The 17,506-nt window shown below is 58.1% G+C and carries 16 protein-coding genes and 1 tRNA gene; 3 read left to right on the top strand and 14 right to left on the bottom strand.

Annotated features, from left to right (window positions below):
• Positions 1–38 precede the first annotated feature (38 nt).
• Entirely contained in the window at positions 39–794 is a 756-nt protein-coding gene (locus EKD05_RS19645; RefSeq protein WP_129676277.1) for an SIMPL domain-containing protein, read from the top strand.
• A 67-nt stretch (positions 795–861) separates the two neighbouring features.
• On the opposite strand, the gene ssnA is transcribed toward EKD05_RS19645, so the two are convergent.
• Positions 862–2,199 carry a putative aminohydrolase SsnA gene (gene ssnA, locus EKD05_RS19640; RefSeq protein ID WP_129676274.1) on the bottom strand — a complete coding sequence of 446 codons (1,338 nt, stop codon included), beginning with the start codon at positions 2,197–2,199 and terminating at the stop codon, positions 862–864.
• A 91-nt stretch (positions 2,200–2,290) separates the two neighbouring features.
• Positions 2,291–3,367, bottom strand: a complete 1,077-nt coding sequence (locus EKD05_RS19635; RefSeq protein WP_129676271.1) for a helix-turn-helix domain-containing protein — start codon at positions 3,365–3,367, stop codon at positions 2,291–2,293.
• A gap of 59 nt (positions 3,368–3,426) precedes the next feature.
• Between EKD05_RS19635 and EKD05_RS19630 the strand changes: the two genes are divergently transcribed.
• On the top strand, positions 3,427–4,329 hold the full coding sequence (locus EKD05_RS19630) for a DNA adenine methylase (protein WP_129676268.1): 903 nt from the start codon (positions 3,427–3,429) through the stop codon (positions 4,327–4,329).
• A 358-nt stretch (positions 4,330–4,687) separates the two neighbouring features.
• Here EKD05_RS19630 and EKD05_RS19625 read toward each other — a convergent pair whose 3' ends face one another.
• From EKD05_RS19625 to EKD05_RS19585, 9 genes are all read right to left on the bottom strand, one after another.
• Positions 4,688–7,429, bottom strand: coding sequence for a molybdopterin cofactor-binding domain-containing protein (locus EKD05_RS19625; RefSeq protein WP_129676265.1), 2,742 nt, complete (start codon positions 7,427–7,429; stop codon positions 4,688–4,690).
• A gap of 72 nt (positions 7,430–7,501) precedes the next feature.
• Positions 7,502–7,852, bottom strand: a complete 351-nt coding sequence (locus tag EKD05_RS19620; RefSeq protein WP_129676262.1) for a hypothetical protein — start codon at positions 7,850–7,852, stop codon at positions 7,502–7,504.
• Complete coding sequence (locus EKD05_RS19615) at positions 7,849–9,120, bottom strand: 4Fe-4S binding protein (protein ID WP_129676259.1); 1,272 nt, start codon at positions 9,118–9,120, stop codon at positions 7,849–7,851. Before EKD05_RS19615 ends, EKD05_RS19620 begins: the two co-directional genes overlap by 4 nt.
• A gap of 251 nt (positions 9,121–9,371) precedes the next feature.
• On the bottom strand, positions 9,372–10,280 hold the full coding sequence (locus EKD05_RS19610; protein WP_129676257.1) for a dihydroorotate dehydrogenase: 909 nt from the start codon (positions 10,278–10,280) through the stop codon (positions 9,372–9,374).
• Positions 10,281–10,298: 18 nt separating this feature from the next.
• Complete coding sequence (locus EKD05_RS19605; protein WP_129676254.1) at positions 10,299–11,276, bottom strand: ornithine carbamoyltransferase; 978 nt, start codon at positions 11,274–11,276, stop codon at positions 10,299–10,301.
• A 122-nt stretch (positions 11,277–11,398) separates the two neighbouring features.
• Positions 11,399–12,607, bottom strand: a complete 1,209-nt coding sequence (locus EKD05_RS19600) for a YgeY family selenium metabolism-linked hydrolase (RefSeq protein ID WP_129676251.1) — start codon at positions 12,605–12,607, stop codon at positions 11,399–11,401.
• Positions 12,608–12,617: 10 nt separating this feature from the next.
• Positions 12,618–13,334, bottom strand: coding sequence for an esterase family protein (locus EKD05_RS19595; protein ID WP_129676248.1), 717 nt, complete (start codon positions 13,332–13,334; stop codon positions 12,618–12,620).
• A 42-nt stretch (positions 13,335–13,376) separates the two neighbouring features.
• Entirely contained in the window at positions 13,377–13,667 is a 291-nt protein-coding gene (locus EKD05_RS19590) for a hypothetical protein (protein ID WP_129676245.1), read from the bottom strand.
• 4 nt (positions 13,668–13,671) lie between these two features.
• Positions 13,672–14,397 (bottom strand): peptidylprolyl isomerase, encoded by a 726-nt coding sequence (locus EKD05_RS19585; protein ID WP_129676242.1) that lies wholly within the window; start codon positions 14,395–14,397, stop codon positions 13,672–13,674.
• A 114-nt stretch (positions 14,398–14,511) separates the two neighbouring features.
• On the opposite strand from EKD05_RS19585, the gene EKD05_RS19580 reads away from it, so the two are divergent.
• Positions 14,512–15,315: an LLM class flavin-dependent oxidoreductase gene (locus EKD05_RS19580; protein ID WP_165360834.1), complete on the top strand. Its 804-nt coding sequence runs from the start codon at positions 14,512–14,514 to the stop codon at positions 15,313–15,315.
• Here the strand turns inward: EKD05_RS19580 and EKD05_RS19575 are convergent.
• The 3 genes from EKD05_RS19575 to EKD05_RS19565 all read right to left on the bottom strand — a co-directional run bounded on the left by EKD05_RS19575 (position 15,287) and on the right by EKD05_RS19565 (position 17,379).
• Positions 15,287–16,210: an NAD-dependent epimerase/dehydratase family protein gene (locus tag EKD05_RS19575; RefSeq protein WP_129676236.1), complete on the bottom strand. Its 924-nt coding sequence runs from the start codon at positions 16,208–16,210 to the stop codon at positions 15,287–15,289. The genes EKD05_RS19580 and EKD05_RS19575 overlap by 29 nt on opposite strands.
• Positions 16,211–16,218: 8 nt before the next feature.
• Complete coding sequence (locus EKD05_RS19570; RefSeq protein WP_129676233.1) at positions 16,219–17,172, bottom strand: NAD-dependent epimerase/dehydratase family protein; 954 nt, start codon at positions 17,170–17,172, stop codon at positions 16,219–16,221.
• Between the two features lie 122 nt (positions 17,173–17,294).
• Positions 17,295–17,379 (bottom strand) — tRNA-Leu (locus EKD05_RS19565).
• Positions 17,380–17,506 lie beyond the last annotated feature (127 nt).

Genomic DNA, 17,506 nt, shown 5'->3' with positions numbered 1-17,506 from the left:
TGCCCCCAGGAATTTCAAATGGAAGAGGAGAAATAATCATGCAAACACGTTCAACAACCCTAATTGGGGTTTTACTCGGGGCCGTGCTGGTGTTGGCCCTTGTCGGCGGAGCCTTTGCCGCGATGAGTCTGCAACAACCAACCCCGGCGCAGGCGCAAGCAGGAGTTGCCGGGATGCGCCAGATTACGGTGATTGGCAATGGCGAAGTTCGGGTGGCCCCCGATATGGCAACCGTCCAGATTGGGGTCGAGACAAGCGCACCAACGACCCAGGAGGCTCTGGCGCAGAATACGGCGCAGGCCCAGGCGATCATCGATCAGATGAAACAGCTTGGCATTGACGACAAAGATCTGCAGACGAGCGGCTTCTCGATTTCACCAACCTATGATACCAATGGCCGTGCGGTGACAGGGTATCAAGTCAGCAACATGGTGATGGTGACGATCCGCGATCTCGATAATGCCGGCACGCTGCTCGATCAGGTTGTGCAGTCAGGGGCCAATCGCATCTACGGGATCAACTTTGGCCTGAGCGATCTCAAGACGGCCCAGGCCCAGGCTCGCGATGCGGCCATTCTTGATGGGCGCGACCGGGCTGATCAGATGGCGCGTACCAGTGGTGCAACCCTCGGAACAGTGCTGGTCATCACCGAAAACGTCGGCTCGGCCTCGCCCTTCCCGATGCTCGACATGGCGATGAGTGCCCGCGGCGAAGCTATGGGTGCTCCAGTCCCAGTCCAACCCGGCGAGCAGGTCATCACTGCGCAGGTGCAGTTGACGTATGAATTGCGTTAGCTGATAAACCAGTTACTGTATGCGCCGAGGCCAGCATAGCTGGCCTCGGCGCATACACTTCTCCCCGTCATAGGGATGCGACCCGCGCCCAGATCGTCGGGGCAAGGCGCTGGGCATGGGCGGCAAGGGCAATTTCGTCCAGGGTGAGGATTTCGCGGTCACGCATCAGCATCTGGCCGCCACAGATCGTGTGCGTCACCTGGCTGCCGTCAAGTCCAAAGATGATTTGCCAGGGGTAGTTGCCACTGGTGAGTGGGGTATAGGGATAGTAGTCCAAGAGAATCAGATCGGCGGCGGCCCCTGGTGCCAGGACGCCAACTGCCTGCGGGAAGAAACGTGAGGCAATCCGGGCGTTGGTTGCGACGGCCATGTCAAGCAGGCGATCCCCTGGCAAGGTGCGTGGATCGCCGCTACTGGCGCGGTGCAGCAGGTAGGCAGCGTGGATTTCGGTGAACATGTTGTTCGTGAAGCCATCGTTGCCAAGCCCGACGGTCAAGCCCAGCGCCAGCATCTGCTCGATGGCGGCGGTGCCAACGGCGTTATTCATATTGCTGCGCGGCTGATGGCTCAGCATGGTGCCAGTGGCCTGTAGCAACTCAAGTTCGCTCTGATCAACGTGGATGGCGTGGGCAGCCAAAGTCTTTGGCCCAAGCAAGCCATAGTCATTGAGGCGGGCGGCGACCCGTTTGCCACAACGCGCCAGGCTATCGGCCTGATCCGCCGGGTCTTCTCCGAGATGAATATGCACACACGCCTCAAGGTCGTGCGCTGCCTCGGCGCAACGGGTGAGCGTTGCCTCATCCAGGGTAAACGAAGCGTGCAAACCCAGGGCGGCCCCAAGCTTTGCCTCGGGTCGCTCACGCAACCGGCGCAGAAACCGCACATTCTCGGCCAACCCGGCGGCGCTGCCCTCGGGCCCATTGCGATCCGTCACCTCATAACAGAGCGCCACGCGCAGCCCCGACGCCGTCACCGCTTCTGCCAGCGCATCGAGCGACCCATCAATCGCCGACGGGCTGGCGTGATGATCGATCAACGTCGTTGTCCCGTGGCGGATCGCGTCCACCAGGCCAACGAGCGCACTATACCGGCAATCTTCGAGCGTCAACGCCCGATCCAGCTTCCACCAGAGTTGCGCAAGCACCTGCATAAAATTAGCCGGGGCGGGGCCTGGAATCGCCATACCGCGTGCGAAGGCTCCATAAAAATGGGTATGCGCACAGATCATCCCTGGCATCACCAGTTTGCCCTGCGCATCAAGCCGCTCAGCCGCAGGATAGGCCGCCTCAAGCTCAGCCATCGAACCAACGGCCACGATCAAGTCATCTTCATAATAGACCGCACCAGCAGGGATCACCCGCTGCTCGGCATCGCATGTCACGACGGTCGCATTTGTAATGAGCATATGCTTGTTCCTTGCGTTACGTTAGACGAGGTTTCAGGCTGCTTTAGCCTTCGGAGTTGTCCATCGCGTCCTGATGTGCTCGGCCTGTTTCCTAACTCCTATCTCCTAACTCCTTGCCCTTATACCAAGCCTCAGGAAAATAGGTCGCAGCTTTCTCGGCTAACCCGTATCCTTTCACATGGTTCAACGGTTCAAGATGAAAGATATCCGATTGCCAGACAGCTTCCGTGGCATGAGGGTAATATTTCAATTGACCACCAGAGTCAGGATACCATTCAAAGATGCGATTTGCATCAGCATCGTCGCCATTTAGATGCCGAGACTCTGGATGGGGATAGTACCAGTGCAACGTATCAGCCTGTGGCATATGGAGGCTGAACTGAAATAACTGATAACTCCCACGACGACTCCACAAGAGCACAAGGTAATAGCTATGCTCAATATCGACGGTACCATTGTTGTAGATGCTGGCACGTTCCTTACGTTGCTTAATAACTTCCAACAGAGTCAGGCCTATTTCCTGAGCACGCAAGTGATATTCGGCATCCGTAATCCCTTGTGCTCTGATAGCAGCCTTGAATTCACCAGCCGAATTAGACTCTTCAATCGTGACACGCCCATCACGTTGGGGGCGTGTGACACGATGTAATTCGCTGCGCATTTTGCAAGACAACCCATAACGAAGCTGTGGTTTCGCTCGATCTTGCAGCAGCACATCAAAAACAGCCTTATTCTCAGGTGCTTCACCAAGCAAGACTGTGGAGACAACTCGTTCAAAATCACGCCATCCGGGGAGCGTTGAAGGCCCAGCTTTCACCATACCACTACCATCCTGAAACGTACTCAACATGAGCCGAAGCCGCTCAATTTCATCAGCAGTTGGAGGGCGCTCAATAAAAGCCAAAGAGTCAGGTTGCGTTTGTGCTATGCTATGCTCAGGCAACTCAAGCTCATCTTTCAGGAGTTGATCAGTGCTTAGCTTAAATAGACGAGCTACACCAAGGACAAAATCAAGCGTTGGAGCCTTTTTACCGGCTTCAAGCTCACTGATGTAGCCATGTGCCGTCAGACCAAGTTTGTGGGCGAGTTGTTGTAACGTAAGGCCTTGTTGCATTCGCAAGCTGCGAAGTTTTGTTCCAAACAGTTGGGTTGGCATTGGGTTTGACATGCAAGCAGATCCATGGTAAATTGTCTCTATTAGAGACAAAATGAAAAAGGGATACCTTCATGACGGAACGTGATGATCACTACAAAGCAATCAATAGTCCCTTCAAATGGGTCGGAGGTAAATCCAGACTACGCAAATATATCGTCCCTTTGATTCCTGCCCATACCTGTTTTGTCGATGTCTTTGCTGGTGCCTCCTGGGTTCTTTTTGGGAAGCCACCAAGCCCCGTTGAAGTGCTCAATGACAAAGATGAGGATCTTATCACCTTTTTTCGGGTTGTAAAGTACCAACCGGAAGCACTCATTGAAGCATTTGACTTAGAATTAGTCTCACGTGCCGAGTATGTCCGTTTAGCCTCAGTTGAGCCTTCCCAGCTAACTGATGTGCAGCGGGCGCATCGTTTTTATTACTTGATTATGGCAGGATGGGGTGGGGAGTTAGCCTATCCACGGTTTCAAACGAGTGTCAGTGATGGTGGTCATGGCAACCGTCTGTTTGGTGCGCTGAAGACCCTTCGTAGTCGCATTGAACCAGTGCATCAACGCCTTCGTACCGTCATTATCGAGAATCTCGATTGGCGTGATTGTCTGAAACAATACGATAGTCCCACCACCGTTTTTTATGTTGACCCTCCTTATCCTGGCAATGGTTGTAATTATGCTCATAATATGCGTGATTGGGCCTCACACTATGCATTGTATGATAGCTTAAAACAGATCAAGGGCAAATGGATTATTTCTTCCTATGATATCCCCGAAATCAGAGACATCTTTCAAGCGCAAGCATACTATATTTTGCCAGTTCGCTCGTTTTCAGGTATGAAAGCCGAAAAAAACGGCACCTCCCGTGTCGAAAACCGCGAAGTCCTGGTGCTTAATTTCCGACCTGAAGCGATGCAAGCTTCTGCTGAGCAGACGCTTGAACAAGGTGCGCTTAAGCTTGATGATCACCCCGCTGCTTGACATGGTTCAAAAGGATCGGATCAGCATTACTCTCGATTCGGAGTGCCGACGTATGGTTTTTAAACATGAAATCAGGCAAACCGGAGTGCCGACTTCAGTCGGCTGAGCCGGACGCCGACTGAAGTCGGCACTCCCTGATGGAATTCTTAAAACTCATCAGTCGGCTGAGCCGGACGCCGACTGATGGTTTTGCAGTAAATGATCCGCTATCCGCCCGATGCCGTGGGGCTGAAGCCCTCGGCTATGGGAAGCGAAGCCCGCCTGCGCGGGCGAGACCGGATTCATTTCTGGAAGACCATAAGTCGGCACTCCGATGAGCGTAATGCGTTGCGCCGTTGCGCCTTTGCGTCAACACGGGTCAACCTTCTTTCCAAGGTGTTGTCGCTAGGGCCGCTTTCAGCCAGGTTTTGTGGGCAGGTAGGCTGTAGCAGCGGATGCCGGTGGCGTTGTAGATGGCGTTGATGATCGCCGGCGCTGTTGGGATCGAGTTGAGTTCGCCGACGCCTTTGGCGCCGTACGGGCCTTCCTGGGTTTCGTCTTCAACAAAGAAGAGGGTGACATTCGGGGTCTGGTTGATCTGCGGGAGTTTGCACTTGTGCAGGGTGTCGGTTTTGACCTGGCCTTCTTCCATGATGAAGTTCTCTTGCAAGGCCATGCCCAGGCCCATCGAGATGCTGCCTTCGATCTGGCCTTGCAAGCCCAATGGGTTGATCGCTCGCCCGACGTCGCTGGCCGCAATGACGTCCAGAACCCGGGTTTCGCCCGTTTTGACGTCAACTTCAACAAGCACGGCCTGGGCCGCAAAGCCAAAGGCGACATGCTGGTACTGGGCGACTTTGGGGGCAACGTATTGGTAGGCGATTTTGGGGGTACGCCCTTCGTGGCGGGCGACGCGCACGACTTCGCTCAGCGGGGCACTGTTGGTGCTGCTGCGTACGCATCCTTCGGCAAAGATTAGGCTGTCAGGGGCGGCATCAAGCATCTCGGCGGCAGTCCCGCGCAACAGGATGCGTAGTTCTTGGCAGGCGTGCCGCACCGCATTGCCCGTCACGTAGGTCTGACGCGAGGCGGTCGTCGCCTGGCCGTCGGGGGTCAGATCAGTATCGGCGAGCAACACCTCGACCTGAGCATACGGTACGCCGAGTTCTTCGGCGGCAATCTGGGCCAGCACGGTTGGCAAACCTTGCCCAATTTCCGCGGCACCTGCCCGCACAATGGCGCGTCCGTCGGCAAAGAGTTCAACTTCGGCCCCGGCGGCATCGTAGGCCCCGCTGCCATAGCCGGTGTTCTTGTACGCGCAGGCAAGGCCCCAGGCCCACCGTTTGTCACCTTCCACGGCAACCACGGGTCGCTGCGCTACCTCGGCGGCAACGCGCTCGAGGCACTCGCCGAGACCGCAGCTTTCGGTGAGCACCTGACCGGCCAGGGTCTGTTTGCCATAGGCCAGGATGTTTTTGCGCCTGATGTCAAGTGGCGCGAGGCCGAGTTCTTCCGCCAGCACATCGAGTTGGCACTCCATGGCAAAGCCGCTCTGCGTGACCCCAAAGCCACGAAAGGCCCCGGAAGGCACATTGTTGGTGTACATCGCATAGGTATTGACCCGTGCGTTCGCGACCTCGTAGGGGCCAGCGGCGTGCGTCGTGGCGCGCAGCATCACGTGCCCGCTGAGGCTTGCGTAGGCACCGCCGTCGCCATAGATCTCGACCTCGTGCGCGACCAGGGTGCCGTCACGTTTCGCCCCGGTCTTCATCCTGATGATCGTGGCGTGGCGTTTGGGATGCACTCGCAATGACTCTTCCCGGCTAAAGACCATTTTTACTGGGCGACCGGTGGCCTGTGCGCCCAGCGCCGCCAGGATCTGTACCGAGACGTCCTCTTTGCCGCCGAAGGCCCCGCCGATCAGACAATTGACGACGCGAATCCGTTCTTCGGGAAGCTTGAGCGTCGCCGCGATCTGTTTGCGGTCGTTGAAGGGGATCTGCCCACCACAGTAGACGGTGATGCGGCCATTGGCGTCGGGCACCGCCAGGCCCGCCTCGGGTTCGATAAAAGCGTGTTCAACGGTCTGGGTGCGGTATTCACGCTCGACGATGAGATCGGCGGCCACAAAGCCGGCCTCGACATCACCGAGTTCAAGGTTGTAGTGCGCCAGGACATTGCCTTGCGCGCGGCCCTCGTGGATCAGTGGGGCACCGGGAAGCGCAGCCTCTTTGGGGCCAGTGACAAGCGGCAGTGGTTCATAGGTCACATTGATCAAACCAAGGGCAGCCTCGGCGACCGCCTCGCTCGCAGCGATCACCAGCGCAAGTGCATCGCCAACATAGCGCACTTTATCGTAACAGAGCACCGGCCAGTCAATCTCGTGGACGCCGCAGTCTTTGCGCCCTGGGATGTCGTCGGCGGTCAAAACGGCCACGACCCCGGGCAGATTGCGGGCGGCAGTTGCATCGATCTGCACGATCCGCGCATGGGGTTCGCTACTCCGCAGCGTTTTCGCATGCAACATGCCCTCGACAAAGAGATCGGCGGCATAGCGGCCTGTGCCATCTACCTTCGTTTCACCATCGGGCCGCGGCACATACTGGCTGACCACCTGCAGCGGTGCTTTGACCGGCGGCGGCGGCGGCAAGGGCTGCCCCGCCACTTGCTGCACGGCGCGAATAATCGCGTTGTAGCCCGTGCAACGGCAGATGTTCCAGCGATGCGCCGCATTGATCTGCGCAAGGGTTGGAGCAGGGTTCTTTTCTAACAAGGCTATACTTGATATAATAAAACCAGGCGTACAGAAACCACACTGGGTCGCCCCCTGGTCAAGATAGGCTTGCTGCACGGGATGGAGGCTGCCATCAGGCTGGCGCACCCCCTCGATCGTCGTAATCGTTGCGTTGTCAGCACGTTGCATCGGCACCAGACACGAGCGTACCGGCTCGCCATCTTTGAGCACCATGCAACTGCCACAATGGCCCGTCGAACAGCCATCCTTGGTTCCCGTCAGATGGAGATGCTCACGGAGTACCTGCATCAACGTGGTTTTAGGTGTGACCGCAACCTCGCAGGGGCGACCATTGACGATCAGGGTATAGGTTATTTCTGGATCCATAGATTTCTCCTCGCTTGCGCACCCTGGAATGTCACAAAACCCTTTGCGCCTTTGCGCCTTTGCGTCAAATCATCAGGAAACTTCTTTCCCAGACGACTCATTTTCCAACGCTGCCGCGGAAAAGGCGTGGAAGGCAGCGGTATCAAAGGTACCGTGGCCTTCGATGTTGATGGGATGAACGCCGTCGGCGAGGAAGGTGGAAAAGCTGAGGGTGACGGTGAGCAAGCGTCCGTCCTCAGTGGCGAGGCGCACCCGGCGTGGGGCGGCGGCAAGCGCCTCACGCAGCGCCTCAACGGGTGGCTCTGGTTCAAAGCAGCCACCCCAACCAGCGGGATCGGCCCAAATCACGGCAATGCCTGTCGCCAGGAGGGTGTCATCATCTTCGGCCAGCAGATGGGCGGGGGTACGCAGCGAGAGAGTCATACCTGCCTCCCTGTGGTTTCAACAACATGGCCGGCACCACCACGTCCGGCTTCCACCGATGTGCCAAACAGCGGATGCAGCACCCCGCTATGGGTCACCTGCGGCATCAACAGCGCATCGGTTGGGCAGCGCGTCACACAGAGGCCACAGCCAAAACAGCGCTCAGGATTAAATTCGGCAAGTTTATCAACCATATAAATAGCATCATAATGGCAACTACGTTCACAGAGCTTGCAGCCAATGCACTCCTCCTCCTGATAGAGCACAGGCACGCTCTGGCGATGCGCGACGAGGGTGCGCCAGCGCTGCACACCGAGGCCGACAATATCTTGCACCGAGGCATAGCCTCGCTGATCAAGCCAGGCCTCTACGCCTGACGCCAGGCTGCCGTAGATTCTTGGTCCGCGCTGAAGGGCAGTGGTGCAGACTTGCACGGCACTAGCTCCCGCCATCAGCATTTCAACGGCATCTTCGGGGCGACTGACCCCACCACAGCCGATGATGGGCAGCGAGACGGCGCGAGCGAGATCAAAGATGCAACGCAAAGCGAGCGGCTTGAGCGCCTGTCCCGACAACCAACCCATCCCATCGCCAGTCAGCACTGGCTCGGCGGCCTCAATATCAATGCTCATACACGGGCCAAAGGCATTGACCGCGACAATGGCATCAGCCCCTGCTTCTTCGCATGCCCGTGCAATCGCCACCAGTTCGTTGCCGAGGATAGGGAGTTTGACGAAGAGGGGGAGGGGCGCGAGGCGCTTCGCCATACGGATCGTCTCAACGAGCATCGCGGGGCTGCGACTCAGATAATCGGCGGGTTGATGGGCGGCGGCATAGGCTGCCGTCGCCGGATCAGTCATGAGATCGCCCGAGGTGCGTGCATAGTGGAGTGAGATCTCAAGCGCATCGGCAAAACGAGCGACTTTTGGGGTAAGTGCGGCGATTTCGGCGGTGGTATACCCGATATTGATGATAAGTGGAATGCCAGCTGCGTGCGCCGCCTCACGGGCCTCGCCGTAATCACGGTCGATCCAGCGTTCAACGGGGTGGGCTGACCAGAGTTGATTATTGAGCATCCCGCCGCGCACCTCGCGGTAGGGCGTCAACGCGGGGGCCGGCAACGTCGAAACGGTATGGGTTACGAGCGCACCTGCCCCACCCTCGGCAGCAGCACGCAATAGTGTTCCATCGGCCACATTCGGTCCCGAACCGGGCATAATTGGCGTGCGCAAGGTTAACCCACAGAGTTCAACCGAAAGATCGGCCATCGTCTGGCTCCTCCTGTGTGCCTGGAGGCGGTCGCCCTCAGGTGTATGATAGGAAATAGGAAATAGGAAATAGAAAATAGGAAATAGGAAATAGGAAATAATTCAGCGTATCGGGACGCGACGGACACCTCCCGTCAAAGGGTTTCACCTCAAACCTGCCAGGTGTGTGCCGGGACACCGCTCCGTCCGCCTACGGAGCGCGGCGGCGCACACCTGGCAGGTTTCCGCATCATCAGACCACTTCGTTCACCCTACTGAAGGGCTTTCTTGACAGCCAGACCACGAATAGCGTAGGTTGATTGATAGCCGTGCTGGTCAAGCCAGTCGCCAAGCTGGCTAGCAATTTTACCATAGACGGTCGAGCCGCGGATGATGGCGGCGGTACAGACCTGGACGAGACTCGCGCCGGCCATCAGGAATTCGACCGCATCCTCACCCCGGTTGATTCCACCGACCCCAATGATTGGCAGGTCAACTGCTTGTGCAATGTCATAGACACACCGCACCGACAGCGGCTTGATCGCCGGCCCCGAGAGCCAGCCATAGCCATCGCTGCCCCCCAACAAGGGGTAGCCCGTCTCGATATCGAGCCCGAAGGCCGGACCAAGCGAATTGGTTGCCACAATCCCGTCGGCCCCGGCGTCCTGCGCTGCCCGTGCTGCGGCTCGCATCTCGCGCCCAAGTGGGCTCATCTTCACAAAAACAGGCACATCAAGGGCGGCTTTGGCGGCGGCAATGGCCTGGATCATCGGCGTCGCATCCTCGCCGAGATAGTGGGTCGAAAGCTCGACCGCGTCGGCCCACGGGCGCACCAGCGGTGCAAGCTGGGCGATCTCCTCGCCGCTATAGCCGAGGCTGAGGATCAAGGGAATCCCGGCCTCGTCGGCGGCGCGTCGGGCCACCGCGTATTCATAGGTGAGCCAGCGTTCGGGCGGCATTTCCGACCAGAGCTCGGTATTGAGCATGCTGCCGCGTACTTCGGCCATATGCGGCATCGGCACAGGGGCCGCATCAACCGAGATCGTCTTGGCAACGAGCCCACCTGCGCCACCGTGCGCAGCTTCGGTCAGCATGCGCCCATCGCGCACATTTGGCCCTGCCGCTGGCAAGACCGGATTGCGAAAGCGGAGGCCGCAGACTTCGACGGTAAGATCGGCCATAAGAGAATTCCCTCCGTCCTAGCGCATTGTCAAGGCCATCACGGCTTTCTGCACATGCAGACGATTTTCAGCCTCATCATACACAACCGATTGTGGCCCATCAAGCACCGCATCGGTAACCTCGATATTGCGGTCGGCGGGGAGGCAGTGCATATAGATCGCATCGGATTGGGCGAGGGCCATCCGTCGTTCGTCGGCGATCCAGTTGGTATACTTGTGTCCAATCGCCGCACTGGTCGCAGTATCTTCGGTTGTCAGCCAACACCCCCAGCTCTTGGGGTAGACAATATCGGCTCCGGCAAAGCCATCATCCATATTGTCCATGACTTGGAAGCTTCCGCCAGCCCGTCGCGCATTTTCGCGGGCCTGGTCGACAATCTCTGGCATGAGCGCATACTCGGGGGGATGCACGAGGCGCACATTCATCCCATACCGGCCCATCAGCAGGATGAGATCCTGGGGCACGCTGAGCGGCTTCTGGTAGCTACTGGCATACGCCCAACTCACGGCAATCGTCTTGCCGCGCGGATCACCTTTCTTCTCGATGATCGTCAGCAGATCGGCGAGGATCTGAAAGGGGTGATAGATATCGCACTGCATATTCAAGACCGGGACCCGGCTTGCCGCGGCGACCTCACGGATATAGGCATTGCCAACCCCCCAGTCACACTGGCGAATCGCAATGCCATCGAAGTAGCGCCCATAGATCTCGCCAATTTCGCGGGCCGTATCGCCGTGGCTGATCTGCGTTGTGACGCTATCAATGAAGGCCCCGTGGCCGCCGAGTTGGGCAATGCCTGCCTCGAAACTCGCCCGGGTGCGCGTGCTGCTAAAGAAGAAGAGCATGCCGAGCACCTTGTCGCGCAGGTAGCTATGCTCGCGCCCGACAGCCCGAGCGCGTTTGAGATCCATCGCCAGATCGAGGATTGTATCAATTTCGTCCTTCGTCCATTCCTGGGTCGTGATGAGGTCGCGTCCGCGTAGGTTGGTTTGCATGAGGTGTCATTCTCCCGAGAGGCCTGAGATAAGAAACAAAACCTGCCTAAGATCACACAGGTCTTCAAGACCTGTGCGGTCTCACACCCTACTTCCTCTTTTCTATCTTCTAAATCCCTGTCTTAGAGCAAGGCCGGCAATAAGGCATAAAAGGCGGTTGCTTGCACTACCTCGTCGAGGCTAACGCTGTCGTTGGTGGTGTGGGCAGTAACTTCGTCGCCAGGGCCAAAGCCGATCGAGGGAATACCGGCCTTGCCCGCCCAGTAGATGCCGTTGGTGCTAAAGTTCCATTTGCCTGCCGCTGCGGGGGGTAGACTGATGGCTTCGCGGGCGTGCAGGCCGGCCTGCACCAGGGCATGGTCTTCTTCGATGGCCCACGCCGGGAAGTATTTGTCGACGGGGAAAACAAAACCGGTGTAGCTCGGCTCATCATAGAAGAGTTCTTCAATGACGATGCTGTCGCGCTGCTCGGCAGGGATTAGCGCTTCGAGTTGCGCAACGACCATCGTTTTGGTTTCACCAAAGGTCATGCGCCGGTCAATAAAGATCGTTGCTTCGTCGGGGACGGCGTTGAGCGAAGGTGTTTTGACGTGCATGTCACTGACGGTGATTTTGCCGTGCCCGAGGAAGGGGTGATCGCCGAGTTCAGGTTCCAGCGTGCTGATCGCCTGGATGATCGGGAGCAACTTGTAAATCGCGTTGTCGCCAAGGTGGTTCGAGGCAGCGTGGGCACTCTTGCCGCGGGCGGTGATCTTTAGTTCGAGCCGCCCTTTGTGGCCGCGGTAGACCTGCATGCATGTTGGTTCGCCGATGACGACAAAATCAGGGCGAATTTTGGGATCAACTTCAACAAAGCTATTGGGGGCAATGCCGTCGCACCACTCTTCCATGTTGCCAAAGTAGTACATGGTAAAGCGGTCAGGATCAATCAGGCCGAGTTCCACGCCCAAGGCAATGCCGTAGATCATGCCAGGGGTCGAACCCTTCTCATCGCAGGCCCCGCGTGCATAGAGCACACCATCCTCGATTTTGCCCTCAAAAGGGTCCCATTGCCATGCGTTCGGGTCGCCGATGCCAACCGTATCAAGGTGGCTATCGTAGACAATCACCGTTGGCCCGTGACCCATGCGCCCGAGGATGTTGCCCATCACATCAAAGCGCACGTCTTCGAAACCGAGGGTGCGCATTTCGGCGGCCACCCGCTCACCGACTGCCCCGAGCTGGCTCTCCATACTCGGGATCGCACAGAGTTCACGTAAAAAATCGATCAACGTCTCGCGTCGTGCCGTAACTGCGGCTTGCAGTTCTGCAAGTTGGGAAGGGGAAGGCATAGGCACTCCTTTAGGGATGACCACCAATATACCGATTGATCATCTGCATCCAATAAGGCCAGTCGTGGCACCAGCCATCCCAGAGGCGGAGCGCATTGCCGACGCCCCGCTCCCAGAGTTGCCCCGAGAGCAATTCGTTCGACCAGGCATTGGGGTCGTCGCGCCCGGTCACCAGGATGATCTCGGTCGAGCGCAAGCGATCCAACGTCCAGGCATCAGCGATATTCGGCACAAAGTCAACTGGATTATGAAAATAGAGACCCTGGGTATAGTGGCTAAAGAAGCGACGCAGGTCATAGAGACCACTCATGCCAATGACGCGATTGACAACGCCAGGGTGACGCAGGGCAAAAATGACGGCCTCGGTCGCCCCAAACGAACATCCGGTGGCGATCAAGAAATGATTCGGATTCAGACCACGAATCAACGGCAGCAACTCGGTCAATAAATAGTGTTCGTACTGCTCTTCACGCCACATCCGCGCATCAGTATCAACGGCATAATTGTACCAACTCTCCCCAAAAACACTATCAACACAGAAGAGTTGAAACCAACCTGCGTTGATCTGATACTCAAGCGCAGTGACCATATGACGATCTTCAAACTCATAGAAACGCCCGTGTGAGGTCGGAAAGACAATCACCGGTGCCCCGCCATGCCCAAACACGACCAGTTCCATATCACGCCCAAGTGACGGACTGTACCAACGATGATACGTGCGCTGCAAGCTCCTACCTCCCGCAAGCTACTCAAAAGAGGCGAACAAAGCCTAATACGGAAAGAAATCTTCGGGCAACAGGTGTGCCCCTGTCAGGCGCACCCGCACTGCTTCAGGCTCACGCGAGACAGCTTGAATGACGGCTTCAAGAAAACGGTCTTCATGTTTCCAGCGCACGAGATCACCAGGGCGGAGATCATAATGCGTGGGGCGGGTATAGCTGCCGGTACAATCAATCAGCACGTCGTGCTCGTCACGGTGATCCACGGGCAAATCCGTATACCGCAGCCCGTAGTTGCGGCGAAAGACGCTGATCGTTGTTAACGGAGGGATCGGGAGCATCGGCTCACTCTTCGCTAATCGTTATCCCGAGGATCATCTCACCGGGACGGCTGAGGTCGGCAGGGTTCTGCGGGTCACGGAGCGGAATGCCATTGACGATCTCCTGGCCTTCAATGACGCGCCCAAAGATTGTATACTGACTATTAAGGTGTGGCGCAGCCCCGGTCGTGATAAAGAACTGCGAGCCAGCACTATCGGGATCAGCCGAACGAGCCATCGCGAGCAGGCCGGGTTGATCAAAGAGAATCTGATCGGTGAATTCAGCAGGAATGCTATACCCGGGGCCGCCTGTCCCATCACCCGAAGGGTCGCCACCCTGGGCCATAAAGCCAGGCAGTACGCGGTGCCAGGTCAGTCCATTATAGAAGTTGTTGCGGGCCAAAAAGACAAAGTTATTGACCGTCTGTGGCGCAATGTCGGGCAAGAGTTCAACGATAACCGCCCCACGCGGGGTAATGATCGTCGCCAGGTAATTCTTTGCGGGATCGATTGTGAGAGGTGGCGGCGCACTGAAGGTGTAGGTGGTAGCCGTTGGCAGGGTCGCCTGAACCTCGCCAGGAACAGAGGGTTCAGCCGTGGGTGCGACCGAGGCGCTTTCTCCACCAGAACGGTTGAGCAGGATCGCACCAACAAGAATGAGGACAAGCACCACAATGACGGCCGAGAAGACACCGGGCAGGCGATTCGCCGGTTGTTGAGGGGCAGGATTTTTGGAACGTGACTGACTCATAAGTTACCTTGATTACCTTCGATTACCTTTCACTGGATGCGAGAGCACCGTTGCTGCTCGACGCAGCACAGCATTGATGAGTATACCACATGCAAAACCAGGCAAGGAGAGCATATGTTACCCCTGGGCCTTTGTCTTCCCACGTTTGGTGTGCGGTACGTAGAAGTCCGTTCGGCAGCCCTGGCCGCCGAGTCGCTTGGCTGCGATTCGCTCTGGGTCTGGGATCATTATGTGTCGTGGAACGATCCGCGTGAGTCGGTGCTCGAGGGCTGGACAACCCTCGCCGGTCTGGCCGAAGCGACACGCTCGATCCGCCTTGGACCGCTGGTGGCGAATAATACCAACCGTCACCCCGCACGACTGGCGAAGGTTGCCGCCACGTTACACGAACTCGCCGATGGTCGCCTGGAACTCGGTCTCGGCGCGGGCGGGCTTGCTGCTGAACAGATCTCTTTTGGCATTGACCAGGGTGATCGTGCCACCCGGACAGGCCGCCTCGAAGAGGCTCTCCAGATCATTCCGGCGCTCTGGACGGGCGAGCCGGTGGATTTTGCCGGGCAACACTATCAATTGAAGGGGGCGATTGCGTCGCCTCGGCTTGATGCGCCGCCGCGCATCATTGTGGGCGGGCGCAGCCCAGCGTTGACCCGCCTGGCCGCACGGTACGCGGGCGGGTTCAATGTGGAATGGCGCTTCCGCGACCGATTTCCGCAGTTGCTGGCGATCCTCGAGGCAACGCTGGCCGACGTGGGGCGCAGCCGGGCCGACTTTGATCTGTCGATCCATGCGCACTGGCATGATCTGGCTGAAGCACCGGACGCAACGCTCGCAACCTGGGCGAACCTCGGCTTCAACCGCGCCCTCGTGATGATGCCGCTGCCCTTGCCGATCAAAGCCTTGCAACGACTGTTGCGTTGAGGCCCTCGGCTAGCGTAGTGGTCGCATGGTAGCCCGTGCGTTCCGCGAAGAGCGTCACATCGGCCCGCGAGTGGCGCACTTCGCCAGGACGTGGGGGCAAAAAGATCGGCTCGACCTTGACCTGCAACGCAGCCCCGATCAACAAAGCCAGTTCACGCACACTCGCCTGGCGTCCGGTGCCAATATTGAAGACGTCCCCGGCCACATGATCACTGCGTGCCGCCGTCCAGAGCGCCTGCACGACATCGCCGACAAAAATGAAATCGCGTGATTGCAAGCCATCACCAAAGATACGTGGCTGCTCACCATCCCGGAGTGCAGCGACAAAACGGGGCACCACGGCCGCATAGGGTGAGGCCGGATCTTGCCCCGGCCCATAGACATTGAAAAAGCGCAGCGCGACGGTCGCTAGCCCATACAGATGCTGGTACAACTGGCCGACCTGTTCAGCGGCAAGCTTGGTGCTGGCATACGGTGAGAGCGGCTGCACCGGAGTTTGCTCGCTCACCGGCAACTGCTCGGGATTGCCATAGACGGCACAGGTCGAAGCCTGCACGACCCGTTGCACCCCGTGACGACGGGCCGCCTCGAGCACATGCACTGTTCCCAGCACATTGGTCGCATAGGCCTCGGGCGGGTGGTCAACCGACGCGACCACCGAGACCATCGCGGCGAGGTGGAAGACCAGGTCGGCCCCGTGCATCGCCGCTGCGACCCCCTTGGCATCGCGGACATCGCCTCGCGTAAACTGCACGGCCTCGCCATACCCGCTGATCCGCTCGGGACGACCACTGCTCAGATCGTCAAAGACATGCACTGTGTGGCCTTGCTGGACCAGATGCTTGACGAGATGTGAGCCAATGAAACCGGCCCCGCCAGTCACGAAGATCTGCATAGAATTTCCTAGAGGACAACCTCACGATACCAGTGCCAGAAGCGTTCGAGACCCTCTTCCACGCTGGTACTGCTGGCATAGCCAAGCAGGCGAGCGGCCTTGCTCGTGTCAGCAAAGGTCAGCGGTGGCTCGGTCGCGGGCAACGGACGCACCTCGATCTGCGCCTGCAGGCCCGTGATTGTTTCGAGCAAGCGCACAAACTGCTGCATCTCGACAGGGCTCGCATTGCCGAGATTGAAGATCTCGTAGGGATGCGGTTGGTCGAGCGCAGCCAGAACGCCGCCAACGATATCATCAATATACGTATAATCGCGAAAGAGTTGCACCCCACCATTGAAGAGCACAAAAGGTTGCTGGCGCACCATCTTCTCGACAAAGAGATAGGGCGTCATATCGGGACGCCCTCGCGGACCATAGACGGTAAAAAAGCGCACGACCGAGACAGGCAAACCATAGAGGCTATGGAACGTATAGGCGAGCACCTCGGCGGCTTTTTTCGTTGCCGCATAGGGTGAAAGCGGACGATCGGTTGCATCGCTCTCGACAAACGGGATCTGCTCGGTCTTGCCATAGACCGACGAGGTTGATGCGAGCACAAGATTGCGAACCTTGTAGCGACATGCAACTTGCAACAGATTGACCGTCCCCCCGACATTAACCTGCTCATAGAGGGACGGATTTTCAATCGAAGGGCGTGGCCCGGGGAGTGCGGCCAAATGGACGATCCGCGAGGGAGCATAGCGCTCAAAGAGCGCCGCGAGCGCCGTTGCATCACGGAGATCGGCTTCGACCAGGGTAAAGCCAGGCTGTTGGCTGGCCCACTGCAGATTGTGGCGCTTGCGGGCGGGATCGTAATAGGGCACAAAATTATCGAGGCAGACAACCTGCTCACCACGTTGCAACAACGCATCGACCACGTGGCTCCCGATGAAACCGGCGCCGCCGGTGACAAGAATCGTCATGTGATTGCACCTGAGAGCGTGAGGGGCGAAGGCGGGTTGCACCTGACTTGTCTGCAACCCGCCTTCGCCCCACGATCAACAGCTGCAGACCACCCCAGAGGCGCAGTGGCCCAGGTTTGCTATGGTGGGGACAGCGGGAGTTGAACCCGCACGCCTTGCGGCACATGATCCTAAGTCATGCGCGTCTGCCAATTCCGCCACGTCCCCATGAATACCGGGATGAGTATACCATGGGGTACTCTTGTCCGCAACACGACCGGAAGCCCGATTTTTGACGCAACGGCGCAACGGCGCAACGTTGCCCGGGGGCGCAGCAGCAAGGCGAGGGGCCGGT

The organism is Candidatus Chloroploca sp. Khr17 (genome assembly GCF_004138165.1).
In the GTDB taxonomy this organism is placed as follows: domain Bacteria; phylum Chloroflexota; class Chloroflexia; order Chloroflexales; family Chloroflexaceae; genus Chloroploca.
This window is presented reverse-complemented; position numbering and strand designations above follow the sequence as displayed.